This window comes from Nocardia sp. XZ_19_369, from assembly GCF_015355715.1.
GTDB lineage: Bacteria > Actinomycetota > Actinomycetes > Mycobacteriales > Mycobacteriaceae > Nocardia.
In genome coordinates, this window is record NZ_JACVED010000008.1 from 235454 (window position 1) to 250036 (window position 14583).

A 14583-nucleotide genomic window follows, 5' to 3' on the forward strand; every position below is an offset into this window, starting at 1 on the left:
ATGTCATTGGGCATCAAGGCGATCGGGTACGCCCTCGGCGCACCCGTCTCCATCGACGAACTGGCCGGCGACGACCAGAAGGTGCGGCAGTGGGGCTACCGCCGCCTGCACCGCGCACCGGCGGAGGTCGGCCTGACCGACCTGGCCGTGCGCGCCGGGGAGGCCGCGCTGCGGCGCGCCGGAATCGCGGTGGGCGAGGTCGATCTGGTGGTGCTGGCGATCACCGATATCGCCGAATACCTGTACTGGGATCCCGCTGCCGCGGTAGCGGGCCGCCTCGACACCCGGCAGGCGGAGGCGATCCTGTTGAGTCAGGCCTGCGGTGGCGGTGTCGCGGCGTTCGACATCGTCGCCGGAAAATTCGCGACCCACCCCCGATACCGGACCGCACTGGTCATCGCGGCCAACCGAATCTGCGAAACCTATTGGGACCGTGTCGAAACGAGCACCTCGTTGAGCTCCGACGGCGCGGCGGCCGCGGTCCTGCGCCGCGACCACCCGGAGTGCCGCTGGCTGGCGACCGAGGTCGTCACCGACGGCCGCTACGCGGACTTCATGCGGATGGAGCTCGGCGGCGGCGCTCGCCCGTTCACTCCGGGCGCCGAGCGGCCCGCCATCGCCGGACTGATCGACCGCATGGACACCTTCTTCGACGGAGACGGCCGCGCCGCACTCGCCTTCGTCGAGCAACTGCACACCCGCAACCGCGAGGTCGTCGAACGCGCTTGCGCGAGTGCGGATGTCACGTTCGGCGAGATCGAGCGGGTGCTGTATCTGCACGACAATGCCGGCGCCTTCGCCGATCTGGCCAAGGCGCTCGGCATGCCGCTGGACCGTACCAATGTCGAGATCGCCTGCGACCACGGACATTTCGGCCCGGCCGATCAACTACTGAGCCTGGAGCGGCTGCTGGCCACCGGCGAACTCGTCACCGGCGACATCGTCGCCCTGCTGAGCATGGGCACCGGCATGCACTGGGCCTGCACCCTGCTCCGCATCTGACCGACTACGAAAGTGAGGAGGGTCGTGGACGACCTACTCGACCGCGTCCGGCGGTTGATCGAGCCCGGCGCCGAGCCAGATCCCGCGCTGCTTGCCGCGCTGGCGCACACCCCCGATATCGGCACCGCCCGCGAGGCGGGCAGGCTGCTCGCCCGCATAGATTCCGCGCTGGTGTGCAGGCCGGGCACCACGCCGCACCCGCTGCGGGTGGCCGTGACCGGTTCCTTCACCGCCGACAATCTGGTTCCGCTGCTACGCATTTCACTGCTCGCAGCGGGAATCGACCCCGAGTTCCACCTGACGCCACCGGATCAACTGCTCATGCAGCTGAGCGATCCCGACTCCGCCTTGGCGCGATTCGCACCCGATCTCACGGTGTGCCCGATCCACGAGGAGCTGTTCCTCCCCCGCGACGCCGATCCCGCGGATCTCGACACCGTGCGCGACCTCCTCACGCAGCGCCTCGACCTGTTCGCTACGGCAGTGTCGGCCTTCGCGACCCGCACCGCAGGCACCGTGCTGGTGCACACCGTGCCGCTGCCACAGATCCGATGGCGGACCGTCAACGCCTACCGGTCCCGCGCGCGGCTGGGCCGGGCCTGGCGCGAACTCAACAGCGGCCTGCTCGAATTCGCCGAGCGCATCGACAACGTCGACGCAGTGGACCTGGAGCTGCTGCTCACCGACGCCGCCGTCGCGTTGCGCGACGATCGGCTGTACCGCTTCGGCAGTATGGCCTGGTCGCCCGCGGTCGAGCAGCTGTACGCCGGGCAGGTCGCCGGGTATGCCCGCGCGCTGACCGGCCGCGCCAAGAAGTGCCTGGTGCTGGACCTGGACAACACCCTCTGGGGCGGTGTGCTCGGCGACGACGGGCCGGAGAACATCGAGCTCGGCTCGCTATACCCGGGCAATGCGTATACCGAGTTGCAGCGGGCGGTGCTGGCGCTGCGCGATCAGGGCGTGCTGCTCGCGGTCGCCAGCAAGAACGATCCGGCCCTGGTGGCGCAGGTGCTCGCCGAGCATCCCGAAATGCTGGTTCACACCGACGATTTCGTCGCCGTCAAGGCGAACTGGGAGCCCAAGGACGGCAGTCTGGCGGCGATCGCGGCCGAGCTGAATCTCGGGCTCGACAGCCTGGTCTTCGCCGACGACTCGGCGTTCGAATGCGAGCTCGTCGGTCGCGCGCTGCCGCAGGTCACCGTCGTACCGCTGGCGGGCGACCCGGCCGGGCACCTCGGCGCGCTGCTGTCCGGCGACCACTTCGCCGTGCTCACCACCACCGACACCGACCGGCAGCGCACCGACCTGTACCGAGCCAGGGTGCGCAGGCAGGAGTGGACGAGCAGCCGCTCCGCACTCGACGGCTACCTGACCGATCTCGGCATCGAGGTAACCGTCCGCCGGGCCGACGAGTACCTGCTGCCGCGCATCGTGCAGCTCGGCGGGCGCACCAATCAGTTCAATCTCACCGGGCGCGCGCATACGGCGCAGCAGACGCGTCGCATGGCCGGCTCCGCCGAGCACGCCGTGCTCGGGTTCGAGGTCAGCGATCGGTTCGGCCGCGAGGGCATGGTCGGTGCGGTGTGGATCGCCAAGCACACCGACCACTGGCTCATCGAGAACGCTGTGATGAGCTGCCGGGTCTTCGCGCGCGGTATCGAATTCGCGGTGCTGCAGACGGTGATCGACGAGGCGGTCGCGACGGGTGTGGTGCGGCTCGAGGCGGCCTTCCGCAGCAGCGGCCGCAACGGGCCAGCCGAGAAGTTCCTGGCCGACGCCGGTTTCGTCGCAGCCGACCGCGCGCCCGATTCCGACGGCAGCACGCGCCGGATCCTCCCACTCGACCCGCGTCCGGCCCTGTCCCCCGCGTGGATCTCGGTCCACACCGACGAATCGACGAAACCCCATGTCTGATACGAAAACGACACTCGCCCAATTGATCTCCACCGTCACGGATCTGCCGCCCGAGCAGATCACCGAGGAGCGCCGGTTCGACGAACTGGACAACTGGACCAGCCACACCGCGCTGCGCCTGTTCACCGCGCTGGAAGACCGCTTCGCGATCCGGCTCGATCTCAAGACCTACTTCCAGACCCCGACCGTCGCGGCGCTGGCCGACCTGATCGCCACCGCCCGTCCGGCGTCCCTGCCCCGTCTCCGCTGACTTACCCCGATCGAATCGAGTTCTCCATGTCGACCCTGTCTGCGACGCTGCGACAGTCCCCGACCGCGGCACACACCTTCGCCTATCTCGCCACCGAACTACCCGATCGTCCGGCCTTGCGGCAGGGCGACATTCAGCTCACCTACCGCGAACTCGCCGGCCGCGCAGGCGCGGTGGCCGCCTGGTTGCGCGGCCAGGGCATCGGCCGCGGCGATGTCGTTGCCACACTGATGGATCGGTCGGTCCGTTGTCTGGCCGGGGTGCTGGGCGCGTGGTCGGTCGGTGCCGCGTACGTCCACCTCGAGGCGACCGATCCGGAGCCGCGGCTGCGCGCGTTGCTCGAAACCACCGGTGCCAGAGCCGTACTCACCGACCCGCGGAACCGGTCGCGGCTTTCCCACGACGGCTTGCCGGTGCACGTACTCACCGACGCGGACAAGGGGGCGCCCGTCGACCTCGCCTCCGGCCTGCACCGCGAGGACGTCGCCTATCTGGTGTGTACGTCCGGATCGACCGGTACCCCGAAGGCCGTTCAGGTCTCGCACCGAGCCCTGCTCAACTACTGCGCGGCTTTCTGGGAGCGGGTTGCCGTGCCCATCGACAGCTTCGGTCTCACCACGACCTTCGCCGCCGACCTCGGCAAGGTCTCGGTGTACGGGGCGCTGCTGTCCGGTGCCCGGCTCGATGTGTATTCGCGCGAAACAACTCTCGATCCGGCGGCGCTGTCGGCGGATCTGGCGGCGCACCCCGCCGACTGCCTCACCTACACACCGTCCCAGCTCGAAGCGCTGGCCGCCGAGGGCGATCTGGCCGCGCTACTGCCGCAGCGCCTGCTCGTGGTCGCGGGCGAGGCCTTTCCGCCGCGACTGGCCGCAGCGATCCTGCGCGCCCGGCCGAACCTGGAGGTGCACAACGGTTACGGTCCGTCCGAGGCCACCATTCTGGCGACCATGCACCGGGTGACCGCCGCGGACGCGCATCGGCCACGGGTTCCGGTCGGCACCGCGCTCAGCGGCGTGCGCGCCGTGGTGCTCGACGACGAGCTGGCTCCGGTACCGGACGGGACACCGGGCACGCTGTATCTCGGCGGCGAATGCGTGGCACTGGGGTATCTCGGCGACACCGCACGCACCGCGGCCAAGTTCGTGCGGCTCGACGCCTCCGACGCCCGGTTCTACTGCACCGACGACCTGGTGATCCGCGAGCCCGGCGGCTCGCTCGACTATCTGGGCCGGGCCGACCGGCAGATCAAGATCCGCGGCAATCGGGTCGAGCCTGGGGAAGTCGAAGCGGCGCTGCTGATTTCGCCCGGCGTGCGGCAGGCGGTGGTCACCGGCGAGCGCGCACACCCGGACCAGCCGCTCGAACTGGTGGCCTACGTAGTGGGAACCGCGGAACCGGCGGAGCTGATCCGATCGCTACGCGACGAGCTGCCGTCCGCGCTGGTGCCCAGCCGGATCATGTCGGTGCCGCATATTCCGGTCACCCCGAACGGCAAGGCCGACTTCGCCGCTCTGCGCGCGCTCGCCGACAGCGGGCCTGCCCCGATCCGCGCGACCGATCCGCCGCGCACCCCGACCGAGCAACTGGTGGCAAAGATTTGGCGCGAAGTGCTCGGCCGGGCCGATATCGGGCGGGACGAGCGGTTCATGGAGATCGGCGGGGATTCCTTCAAAGCACTGACCGTGTTCGCGCGGCTGCGGCGGCACTATCCGGCGCTGGTCATCGCCCAGATCTACGCGCACGCCTCGATCGCCGATCTGTCCGCCGCGTTGGACGGACCGTCCGCCCCCGTCCCGACTCCCGGCCGGGCCGTCACGGTCGTCGAGCTGTGAATCGGCTCCGGCGGAAAGGCAGGTTGTCATGAGCGAACGCCCAACCCTCGTGGTCGTCTACGACGACGGCGCCGCGCATCCGGGCGATATCGCCGTCGGACTGGCGGGGTGGGCGAACTGTGTCTTCGTTCTCGAACCGAACGAGCACACCCGCACGATGGAACCCCTGCTGTCCCAACTCGGTTCGGTGTTATGGGCGGAGTCGGCCGCGCTCGCTGCCGATGCGGTGCGCGCGCACCGGCCCGGCGGCGTGGTCACCTACACCGAGCGCGGTCTCGGTCTGGCGGTCGAGCTGGCGCATGAACTCGGGCTGCCGTTCCACGACCGACGGACCCTCGGGGTGCTGACCGACAAGTGGCAGCAGCGAGCCGCGCTGCGCGACGCGGGCGTCGACGCCGTGCGCTGCCACCGGATCGACGCCGAGTCCGACTGGCCCGCCGCCGTCGCCGCGACCGGGCTGCCCGCCGTGCTCAAGCCTGCGCACGGCGGCGGCAGCCGGAACACCTTCTACATCGACGACGCGACCGCAGGCCTCGAACTCACGCGAACGCTGCTCGCGCAGGACCGGCCCGGCCTGGTGGCCGGCGGCACGCTCGTGCTCGAGGAGTATCTGGCCGGTCGCGACTGCGGTCCGTTCGGTGACTACGTCTCCATCGAAAGCGTGGTGCAGCACGGGCACATTCACGATCTGGCCGTCACCGGCAAATTCCCGATGGTGCCGCCGTTTCGGGAGACCGGCCGGTTCTGGCCCTCGCCGCTCAGCCCGGACGAGGACGAGCAGGTGCGCGCGCTGGCGCGGCAGGCGGTCGAGGCGCTCGGTGTGGTCGCGGGGCTCACCCACACCGAGGTCAAGCTCACCCCGCAGGGGCCGCGGTTGATCGAGGTCAACGGACGGCTCGGCGGCGGCATCAACGAACTCGCCAGGCGCGCCCTGGGATTGGATCTGATAGAGCTGGCCGGACGCATTGCGCTCGGCGAATCGGTAAGTACTCCAACGGTTTACCAGGGACAGGCCTATTTCCAACTGTTCCACCCCGCGCCGCGTCTGCCCGCCACACTGGTCGCCGTCGACGGCGTGGACGCCGTCAAGCAGCTGCCCGGCGTCACCCTGCATCGGCCATACGCCCGGCCCGGCACGCCATTTCCGGGTGGAGTGGAGACCAGGGAGATGGACATCGTGATGGGCGAGGCCCGCGATATCGGCGAATTGGCCGTCCTCGCAGCGAAAGTCGAGTCGACTCTGCGCTACCGATTCGACTTCCCGGCCTCGCCGGACGCTCCGGCGCACACCCGCACGGTCACCGCGGCGGAATTGGGCCAGTTGTGACCTCGCTACGGAAGGAACACTCGATGAACGACAACACCGCGGCGCCCGAGGACGTGTTCGCCGCCATCTGGCAGGAAGTACTGCGGGTCGACCAGGTCGGCCCCGACGACGACTTCTTCTCCCTCGGCGGCGATTCCCTGCTCGCACTGAAGGTGCTCGGCGCGGCGCAGGAGCAAGGCCTGGCGCTCACCCTGCTCGATCTGTTCCGCAATCCGACCCCGCGCGGCGCCTGCGCGGCCCTGGCCAGGTCCGCCGACCGGGCCGCGGCCGGTACCGACGATCTGCTGTCGCTGCTGGATCAGGCGCGGATACCCGACGATGTCGACCAGGCGTATCCGGCCGCGCGCCTGCAACTCGGGCTCATTCACGAGAGCCTGATCAGCGACGGCGCGTTCTACCTCGATGTGGTCTCGCGCACGGTACATCGGCAGTTGGAGCCCACGGTGTTGCGGCAGGCTCTGGATCTGCTGTCGGCCCGACATCCCGTGCTGCGCAGCCGGTTCGACCTGGCTACCTTCAGTGAGCCGATGCAGTTGGTGCAGCGGTCCGCGCCGATCCCGTTGACGACCGATGACCATCGGGGACTCGACGACACGGTGAAAACCCAACGGTACGAGCAGATCATGGCGGAGCTCGCGCAACCGTTCGATCCGGAGACCGCGCCGCTGGTGCGAGTTCACGCCACCACCACCGATACTCGGGCTTTCACGCTGTCCTACTCGTTCCATCACGCGATCCTCGACGGGTGGAGCGAGGCGGTGTTCTGCAACGAGCTGGTGCGCACCTACGCGGGCCTGCTCGACGGGCAACCGCCCGAATTCCCGGACCCGGTGCCGTATTCGGAGTTCATCCGCCTCGAACGCGAAGCCATGCGAGCGACCGACTCCGCGGATCTGTTCCGGGAACTGGCCGGCACGGTGCCCGACCCGGGGCACGACGTTCCGGTGCATCGCAAAGTAAGTGCCGCGGTGCCCGACGCCGACACGCGGCGCCTCGAAGAATTGTCCGCGCAGTGGGGTCTGCCGCTGAAAAGCTTGCTGCTGGCGGCGAACTGCGCTGCCGTGGGCGAGGTCTGGAACACCGAAGCCCCGGTGGTCGGCCTGTTGCTCAACGGGCGGCCGGAACGCGCAGGCTCCGATGTCACCCTCGGCCTGTTCCTCAATCAACTGCCGCTGCGCCTCGAACTGCGCGACGGCGACTGGCAGGACACCGCCCGCCGAGCCTTCGAGGCGGAGAATCGGCTACTGGCCCACCGCCGCTTCCCGCACTCCGAGGTACGCAAACTGCTCGGCGGCGACCCTTACCACGTCATGTTCAACTACGTCCGCTTCCACCCGCGCGACGAACTACTCGCCGCAGGCCTGATCGCAGCCGAAGAGGACATGCGCGACCACACCAGCCTCCCCGTCCGCGTCGAACTCCTCGACGACCGCCGCGGCCACGGCCTCAGCGTGCACGTCACCGCCGACACCGCCCGCTTCGGCGAAGACTTACCCGCACGCCTACTGAAGGCGCTGTTGCACGACATCCACGAGCTGTCCCGAACGCACTAGGCGAAGTTGGCCTCGGGCGACCACCCGAGGCCAGCGCCGTTCGGTCCTCGCTATTCGCTGCGCCGGCGCCGGTCGCGCACGGTCACCGCGATGACCGAGCGCGCCAGTGCGCGCAGGTCATCGGGGATGAGCAGCGGCTCGACCGCGCCCTCGAAGCCTTCCAGGATTCCCCCGTCGGGCCAGCGCACTTCGTAGCGGTACCAGCAGCGGACCTCGCTCGGATGGTAGGGCAGCTCGAGTTCCAAGCGCACCGCCATCTCGACCAGAGCGGCCGCCACCTGCGCTGCGCCCCCCGCGTTGCTCACCTGCCACCAGAGCGGGCTCGAGCGGTCGGCTTCGGAGATTTCGACCAGGTACATCAGCTTGCCCCTGTCGCTGAACTCGGTCACATCTGACACCATGCCAGAACAAACCGGTCAGGCGCGCCAAAAACGCTGCGCGACGGCGCATCTCGCGCCGATCATGATCAATGTTTCAACAAATTGAGCGCGGCCCGGCGCGCTACGGTCCCGCTACTGGTAATGGCCACCGACTCGGCGGAGACAGCGGTGGGCACAATGCCCTTGAACAAGCCGATCACGTCGAGGACGAAACCGGTTCGGGTGACGCCCAATCGGCGCAGCGCGGGTCCGTGGTCGGCGGCGACCACCACGGTCGCGCCGATCAGCACGATCCACCACAGCAGCACCGGGATGAGCCGGGCCGGACCCGAGGCCGTTGCGAACGCGAGTCGCAGGCGGTGGCAGTGAAACGGCACGTGCCGCAGTTCGTCGTTCAGGATCAACCCGGCGACCTGGGCGGTCAGCGCGTCGTCGGTGCCGTCGCGCAACGCGCGGTAGTACCGCAGCGCGACCACCTCGGCGACCATCAGCACCATCAACTCCAGCCGCAAACCCAGCGCCCGCCGCAGCCGCACGAACACCGTGTCACTCCAGTGCCCGCGAATGGTCGGCGACCCACCGGCCTTCAGCAGCAACTCCAGCATCCGGGCATGATTGACCTCCTCGGCGACGAACAATCGCACCGCGGCGGCATACACCGGGTCGCCCGCGGCTTCGGCCTTGGCAATCAGATTCGCCCCGTCCCCGCTCTCGCCGACCTGAAACCGCTGCACGCTGCGCGCGACCGCCGGATCGAGGTGCGCTCCCCGGTCCCAGTCCGGCTCCCCCGCCGCCGCCCGGGCCACTACCTTCGCCTCGAACTCGGTTGCCCACCGGGAAAACTCACCCTGCATACGACCTCCCTGTGCGTCGGCCCTCCGCCACCGGCGGCGAGCCCTTCCGGATACCTGCAGGCCAACCTAGACACCGATTGTGCAGGTCCTCGGTGTCGAATGTGGAGATCCTGTGCGGAGAATCCGCTGGCACAATAAGTTCGTGAAGCTTCAAGACCTGACGATCCCCGACTCCGCGAGTTGCCGCGCCGCCACCGAGGTCGCGACCGCCTACTGCACGCCTGCCCTGCTCAACCACTCGGTTCGCTCGTACCTGTGGGCCGCGAGCCATGCGCAGTCCAACGGCATCGCCTTCGACGCGGAACTGCTGTATTGCGCGGCGCTGTTGCACGATCTCGGCCTGGTCGAGGAGTTCGACAACCACGGTCTCTCGTTCGAGGTCGCGGGCGGTCACCTGGCGTGGGTCTTCGGCGCCGCCGCCGGTTGGCCCGTGCCGCGGCGCGTGCGGGTGTCCGAGGTGATCGTCGCCCACATGGCGGACAGTGTCGACGTCACCGTCGACCCCGAAGGGCATCTGTTGGCATACGGGACCGCGGTGGACATCTCGGGTCGCGGCTGTACGGCACTCCCGGCCGAGTTCCGCCGCAGCGTCCTGGAAAGCCACCCCCGCGCCGGCCTCCCCGAAGAATTCCTGACCTGCTTCCAGAACCAGGCCGATCGGAAACCGCACAGCTCACCCGCCGCCGCTCTGCGCAACGGTATCGCCACCCGCATCGCGACCAACCCGCTCGACCGCTGACCACACGGCAGCACCGGACCATCGACTGAGCACCGCGGCCGAAACTACATGTCGCGCAACGTCTGCACGGCAAGGGCGATCTGCTCGCCGTCCACCGCCGCGGCGGCCGGTGCGATCAGATGCGTCATCGCCAGTCCCTGGAACAGCAGGAAGAACAGCGTGCCGACGGCTCGCGCCTGCTCCACGGACAGCTCGGGATGCACCTCGCGCAACGTAGTCGAGAGATCATCGAACGCGGTCTCGATGGCCGCGGCCATGTACTCCTGTGACTCCGGCGACCGCGCGATGAGCAGAGCATTCTCCGCGCTCAACAACAGCGCCTCATGGCTGCTGTCGAGCACCTCGAGCAGACCGGACCAGGTGGGCCCCAGCGCATCCCACAGCGATTTGCCCGCGCCGCCGGCCCGGATCGCCGCCTCCATGCCGTCACCCACCCCGCCGCCGACCGACTCGGCGATCGCCTCGGTGACCAGGCGGTCCTTCGACCCGAAGTGATAGCCGATGGCCGCGAGACTCACGCCGGCCGCACCGGCGATATCGCGCGCGGTGGTCTTGGCGAGCCCACGCTCCAGCACGGCCTTGCGCGCTCCGGCCAGCAGGTCTTCGCGATTTCCCATTCCGCGAGGTTACCAGCGTCTTAGACATTTGTCGTAGACGGATGTCTTACCTAGTTCGTCAGGCGCCGTATGCGGTGAATCCGGCCCAGACGAAGGATCTGTCGCCGCGGGCGTACGACGCCGAGATGGCCGACCGCAGCGCGACGTGCCCTTCCTCGCCCGCCCGCAGTCCGCGATGGAGATCTTCCAGGAAGGTGATCGTCGCGCGGGAATCGATCACCGGTAGCGCGGAGGCGATCACGGTGCGCGCCCCCGCCGACAAGAAGACGGCGGGGAAGCCGAGCAGTTCGTTCGGCAGACTCGTCACCACCCCGCCCACGTCGCAGGCCGACAGGACGATCACCCCGCCGGGCGCCACCGGCCGAATGAGGAACTCGCTGAGCGACACCGGATTCTCGCCGAGCAGCAGCACCGAGTTGAACACCGGCTCCTCGACCAGTACGCCATAGCACGCGAGGTGCACGATGGCGGCGCGCTCGATGCCGTCGAGGATGCCGCCGTCCGGGTGCGGCGCCGCCGGATACAGGGCCAGACCGTCGGCGATCTCGCGTTGCCTGCTCGGTGCCAAGGCGCGAATGCGCATCGGCTCGTCGTCCGGCGCCTGCGCGCTGTTCGGTCGCGAATTCACCGAATGTGTCTGGTGTATCGCGGCGATGGCGTCGCCTTCCGGGCCGACCTCGGGTAGGAAGTCAGCACCCGTCAATGGGTCCACGACGACCACCGCCGCACGAGAAGCCGGCCGGGGATGCAGGGTGGCGGTGAGGAAGATGCTCGCATCCGGTACGACAGTCATGTCGAATTGCAGTTGCGCGGGCTGCCCGTCCACCAGTGCGCCGCCGAACGGCAACGCGGCGGCCGCGCCGACCGGGGCGAGCGCGAAGGCCCGCAGGTCCGGCCATCGGGTTCGGATCTCCGCCAGGGTGGCCGCACCGAGTTCGGTCAGGATCTCGCTGAGCTCCTTGTGCAGCGCCGCGGCACCCTCGCGCCGCTGATAGAGATCGGCGATGCGGGCCTGCCAGGCTTGCACCTGCCGACTGGTGAACCGAGGCAGGTCGACGCTGACCGTCCGGCCGATGCGCGCGGTGTCGCCGAAGGTACGAAAAGCGGCGCCGCCGAGCGGGGTCGCTACGACGTAGACGATGTCACGGCCCGAACGAATCGCCGCCACCTCGGTAACACAGTGCCGCACATCGGCTTCCAGCGTGCTGCGGTGCGGCGGCGCGGCTTCGACGAGTTTCACCTGGCGGGCACGGAACTCTTCGAGCCGTCGATTGATCACGCGGGTATCGCGGTCCTGATGGTCCCAGAAATCACCGGACTCGAGGTCGGCGACCCATCGCTGGTCGTCTTGCTCGACATCGAACAGTCGCCGCGGGTCGGGGTCGACGGCGCGGATAGCGGTCATCACCTGCGTCGCCAGATACAGACTGCCCGAGACGTTTTCCAGCAGCAGCGGCGCGAACGCGGGCATCGAACACCGATGGTTGGCATAGGCGCCGAGCTCGAAGACGAGCTGATTGGCCGCCCGCAACGGCATCTGCGTCTCGTCGTTCTGCCAGAACTGCGCCACCGCCTGCGCGTAGGCGCCCGAGTGCATCGTCGCCATCATCGCCACCCGGAACCAATTGCACTCCGGTAGTCGCGTTTCCAGGATGATTGCCCAGCGCAGCACCTCCGTGCCGATCAACGCCTTCCGCAGATCGGAACCCATCGTCGGCACGAATTCCAAGACGAACAGATTCAATTCGGCCAGCGTCGCGCGAGCCTGCTCCAGCGAATCCGACCCTTCAGCGAGAGTGAATTGCTGCCTCAGCTGCTCCACCCGCCGCACCAGCACCGGATCGATCCGGCTCTTCTTCCGCTTGAACACCTGCCGAGCCAATCCGTTCGTGCACCACGAAAGTGTCTGTGTAGCAACAGCCTATGGATGCGCGCGCGAATGCGGTGTCCGCCGAACGACCTACACCTCGACGCGCTCCCCCATGATCACCGTGCGCTGACCCGGTAAACCGAAGTACTCGGCGGCGTCGGCGGTGATGTAGGAGGTGGCGATGAACAGGCGCTTGCGCCACTGCGCCATGGTGGGTGCGGGGCCGCGTTTCAACTCGATTTTCGACAGGAAGTAGGACGCATCCTCCACGGAGATACGCCCTTCGGTGTGCGCGGGGTCGAGCAGGCGCAGCGTGGCCGGGATGTTCGGGGTTTCCATGTAGCCGAAATGGGCTGTCACGTGGATGATTCCGTCTTCGGCATAGCCGAGTGCGTCGATCTCGGTGCGCGTCGCGTCGGGGACGCGCGGCACCGGAAGCGTGTCGATCGACATGATCACCACGTGCTCGTGCAACACCCGATTGTGTTCGACATTGGCCCGCATCGCCAGCGGCGCGGTCTCTTTGCCGCGGTTGAGGAAGACCGCGGTGCCGGGGACGCGCATCAAAGGTGGTTCGTGATGCTGCAATTCGTCCACGAAGGCGCGCAGCGGGCCTTCCTTCTCCTCCCGCGCGCGGGTGACGACGTCGCGACCGCGCGCCCAGGTGCTCATCACGGTGAACGCGGTGAGCCCGATCAGCAGCGGCAGCCAGGCGCCGTGCACGAGCTTGGTCATGTTCGCCGACAGGAACATCGCGTCGACCGCGAGCAGCGGGACCGCGCCGAGCAGGACCAGCCACAGCGGGGTGTGCCATTTGATCCGGGCGAGGTAGAAGAACACCAGCGTGGTGATGGAGATCGTCGCGGTCACCGCCATGCCGAACGCGTAGGCCAGCGCCGCCGAACTGCGGAAGGCGAACACCAGCGTCAACACCGAGATCATCAGCACCCAGTTGATCCACGGCACATAGATCTGACCGATGGTCGACTCCGAGGTGTGCGCTATCCGCAACCTGGGCAGGTAACCGAGTTGCGCCGCTTGGGAAGCCACCGAGTACGCGCCGGTGATCACCGCCTGCGAGGCGATCACCGTGGCGGCGGTCGCCAGCAGCACCAGCGGCAGCCGCGCCCAGCCGGGGGCCAGCAGAAAGAACGGACTGCCCACGGTGCTTTCGTCGCCGAGGATAAGCGCGCCTTGCCCGAGATAGCTGAGGGCGCAGGCGGGCAGCACGAGCCCCAGCCAGCCCCGGGTGATCGCCTTACGGCCGAAGTGGCCCATGTCGGCGTAGAGGGCCTCGGCGCCGGTCACCGCGAGCACGATCGCGGCCAACGCGAAGAAGGCGATACCGAAGTGCCCGACCATGAAGCTCAGCGCATAGGTCGGCGACAGGGCCTTCAGGATCTCCGGATGGCGCACGATGCCGGACACACCGAGGATCCCGATCGATAGGAACCAGAGGATCATCACCGGCCCGAACAGTCGGCCGACCGCCGCGGTGCCGCGCCGCTGCACCGAGAAGAGACCGATGATGATCACCGCCGTGATCGGCACGATCAGCTCTTCCAGGCCGGGCTGCACGATCTTCAGGCCCTCCACCGCGGACAACACCGAGATCGCCGGAGTGATCATGCTGTCGCCGAAAAACAATGCGGCACCGAAGATTCCGAGACCCGCCAGTAGCGTAGCGGTCCGGCCACCCCGCTTACCCGCCAACCGTCGCAGCAGCGTGATGAGCGCCATGATCCCGCCTTCACCATCGTTGTCCGCGCGCATCACCAGCGAGATGTAGGTCAGCGTGACGATGATCATCACCGACCAGAAGATCAGGGACACAACGCCGTACACGTTGTCCGGGCTGATCGGCACCGGATGCGGATCGCCAGGGTTGAACACCGTCTGAATGGTGTAGATCGGGCTGGTTCCGATGTCGCCGAACACCACCCCGAGCGCCCCGACCACGATCGCCGCCCCCGCCGTCCGCCCACCGGTGGGACGCAACGACGGACTGACCTCGACCCCTGTGCCCATGACGCCTCCTCGCTGCGCGGCCCTTACCCATCGTGCCGTGGTTCTTCGCCACGTCACCGTAGCCACGCGGCGAGTCGACGAATCGGCTCGAAGCGCGCTGCGGGCGCGACACCGCGCTGGGCCGGTCATCCGACCGGTCGGGCATCGACCGCCCGCACACCAGAAGTATGGGCACGACGCTCCCCCACCCGGCGACTAGCATCGGAGCACGCTT

The 14583-nt window shown here is 68.3% G+C and carries 12 protein-coding genes; 7 read left to right on the forward strand and 5 right to left on the reverse strand.

What is annotated here, in order from left to right:
- From IBX18_RS29210 to IBX18_RS29235, 6 genes are read left to right on the forward strand one after another with little or no spacing between them, the layout of a single operon-like run.
- Entirely contained in the window at positions 1-1002 is a 1002-nt protein-coding gene (locus IBX18_RS29210; protein ID WP_194836713.1) for a 3-oxoacyl-ACP synthase III family protein, read from the forward strand.
- A gap of 24 nt (positions 1003-1026) precedes the next feature.
- The gene (locus IBX18_RS43215) at positions 1027-2916 is read left to right on the forward strand and encodes an HAD family hydrolase (protein ID WP_194836714.1); all 1890 of its coding nucleotides are present in this window, start codon (positions 1027-1029) and stop codon (positions 2914-2916) included.
- Positions 2909-3166: an acyl carrier protein gene (locus tag IBX18_RS29220; protein ID WP_194836715.1), complete on the forward strand. Its 258-nt coding sequence runs from the start codon at positions 2909-2911 to the stop codon at positions 3164-3166. Before IBX18_RS43215 ends, IBX18_RS29220 begins: the two co-directional genes overlap by 8 nt.
- A gap of 26 nt (positions 3167-3192) precedes the next feature.
- Positions 3193-5001 (forward strand): non-ribosomal peptide synthetase, encoded by a 1809-nt coding sequence (locus IBX18_RS29225; RefSeq protein ID WP_194836716.1) that lies wholly within the window; start codon positions 3193-3195, stop codon positions 4999-5001.
- A 28-nt stretch (positions 5002-5029) separates the two neighbouring features.
- Positions 5030-6328, forward strand: coding sequence for an acetyl-CoA carboxylase biotin carboxylase subunit family protein (locus tag IBX18_RS29230; protein WP_194836717.1), 1299 nt, complete (start codon positions 5030-5032; stop codon positions 6326-6328).
- A 23-nt stretch (positions 6329-6351) separates the two neighbouring features.
- The gene (locus IBX18_RS29235; protein WP_194836718.1) at positions 6352-7881 is read left to right on the forward strand and encodes a condensation domain-containing protein; all 1530 of its coding nucleotides are present in this window, start codon (positions 6352-6354) and stop codon (positions 7879-7881) included.
- Between the two features lie 50 nt (positions 7882-7931).
- Here the strand turns inward: IBX18_RS29235 and IBX18_RS29240 are convergent, their stop codons facing one another.
- Together IBX18_RS29240 and IBX18_RS29245 are read right to left on the reverse strand one after the other, a co-directional pair.
- A complete protein-coding gene (locus IBX18_RS29240) occupies positions 7932-8270 on the reverse strand; it encodes a hypothetical protein (RefSeq protein WP_159080278.1) in 339 nt (112 codons plus the stop codon).
- A 77-nt stretch (positions 8271-8347) separates the two neighbouring features.
- A complete protein-coding gene (locus IBX18_RS29245; protein ID WP_194836719.1) occupies positions 8348-9115 on the reverse strand; it encodes a ferritin-like domain-containing protein in 768 nt (255 codons plus the stop codon).
- A gap of 142 nt (positions 9116-9257) precedes the next feature.
- On the opposite strand from IBX18_RS29245, the gene IBX18_RS29250 reads away from it, so the two are divergent.
- The gene (locus IBX18_RS29250; protein WP_194836720.1) at positions 9258-9854 is read left to right on the forward strand and encodes an HD domain-containing protein; all 597 of its coding nucleotides are present in this window, start codon (positions 9258-9260) and stop codon (positions 9852-9854) included.
- Positions 9855-9898: 44 nt separating this feature from the next.
- Here IBX18_RS29250 and IBX18_RS29255 read toward each other — a convergent pair whose 3' ends face one another.
- The 3 genes from IBX18_RS29255 to IBX18_RS29265 all read right to left on the reverse strand — a co-directional run bounded on the left by IBX18_RS29255 (position 9899) and on the right by IBX18_RS29265 (position 14369).
- Positions 9899-10471, reverse strand: coding sequence for a TetR/AcrR family transcriptional regulator (locus IBX18_RS29255; protein WP_194836721.1), 573 nt, complete (start codon positions 10469-10471; stop codon positions 9899-9901).
- 58 nt (positions 10472-10529) lie between these two features.
- The gene (locus IBX18_RS29260; RefSeq protein WP_194836722.1) at positions 10530-12341 is read right to left on the reverse strand and encodes a CHAT domain-containing protein; all 1812 of its coding nucleotides are present in this window, start codon (positions 12339-12341) and stop codon (positions 10530-10532) included.
- A gap of 90 nt (positions 12342-12431) precedes the next feature.
- Positions 12432-14369, reverse strand: coding sequence for a potassium transporter Kup (locus IBX18_RS29265; RefSeq protein ID WP_194836723.1), 1938 nt, complete (start codon positions 14367-14369; stop codon positions 12432-12434).
- Between the last annotated feature and the right edge of the window lie 214 nt (positions 14370-14583).